The 1,213-nt window shown below is 70.6% G+C and carries 1 protein-coding gene; it reads left to right on the top strand.

What is annotated here, in order from left to right; genetic code table 11:
- Window positions 1–469: 469 nt before the first annotated feature.
- Entirely contained in the window at window positions 470–1,066 is a 597-nt protein-coding gene (locus HW445_RS31695) for a YceI family protein (RefSeq protein WP_180224212.1), read from the top strand.
- Window positions 1,067–1,213 lie beyond the last annotated feature (147 nt).

Genomic DNA, 1,213 nt, shown 5'->3' with positions numbered 1-1,213 from the left:
CGCACGCGCCCGGATCTCGCGCAGCTCCGCCACGCGCCCCCGCGCGTCGGCCGGCTCGTTCAGGTCCTCGGTGGGCTCGCCCAGCGCCTCATCCACAACGGTCATGCAGCGACCTTACGAAGCGGGCCTGAGGGACGGGGCCATCGACTCCGTACAGTGTCCGGCGCGATTTCCTGGTGCTACCGAACAGAAGACCGGGGCCATGCAGGCGTTCCTCCTGCCCGACCGCCCGCCCGGTTGTAGGGGTCGGACAAAGGGCGTGCTCCGCCCGGGGGACGGCCGGCGACGGCGCGCGGTTGGGGCCGGCCGGGTGATGCCGGAGCTTACCTTCCGCGAGTCGGTTGAATCTTAAACAGAATCGCGCTACCTTCGGAGACGTCGGAGGTCGTTGAATCTTCAACCGACAGTTTCGGCCGACAGGCTCTCCCGTTCGCGTTCCATCCGTCATCCCGACCCCGAGGAGCACACCATGGGCATCTTCAACCGCAGCAACGCCGGCGCCGGGAACACCCCGGTGAGCCCGGACCTCGCCGCCCTGACCGGCGACTACACCCTCGACCCGTCGCACACCACGCTGGGCTTCGTCGCCCGCCACGCGATGGTCACCAACGTCAAGGGCCAGTTCCGCGAGTTCACCGGCGCCCTGCACCTGGACGGCGCGGACCCGTCGAAGTCCACCGCCTCGCTGGACATCGTCATGGAGAGCATCGACACCGGCTCCGCCGACCGTGACGGCCACCTCAAGAGCGCCGACTTCTTCAAGACCGACGAGTTCCCGACCATGACCTTCCGCTCCACGGAGATCGAGGCCGTCGGCGGCGACGACTACCGGGTCACCGGCGACCTGTCCCTCCTCGGGGTCACCAAGCCGGTCACCATCGACCTGGAGTTCCAGGGGGCCGCCAAGGACCCGTTCGGCAACGAGCGCGTCGGCTTCGAGGGCCGGGGCGAGATCCTGCGCTCCGAGTGGGGCGTCACCTGGAACGCCGCGCTGGAGACGGGCGGTGTGCTGGTCTCCGACAAGATCAAGCTCCGCTTCGACATCTCCGCCGTCAAGAGCGCCTGACGTCATGGGCCGCGAGGGTTCCCCGCCCGGGCCCCGGGCGGGGAACGCGCGCGGCCCGCGCCCGGGCGCAGTCGGGCTACACGCCGTCCCCCTCCTGCGGGACGTGGCCCCCGCGCCCCCTGTGCACCGGCTCCGCCGGCCCGCACG

It is taken from the genome of Streptomyces sp. UH6 (genome assembly GCF_013421635.1).
Classification (GTDB): domain Bacteria; phylum Actinomycetota; class Actinomycetes; order Streptomycetales; family Streptomycetaceae; genus Streptomyces; species Streptomyces abyssomicinicus.
Note: the sequence above shows the minus strand (reverse complement) of the source record. Positions and strands in the feature narration are given on the sequence as shown.

Excerpts from the sequence above, each read along its gene's own strand:
- HW445_RS31695 (WP_180224212.1), top strand. The coding sequence starts at position 470 with ATGGGCATCTTCAACCGCAGCAACGCCGGCGCCGGGAACACCCCGGTG.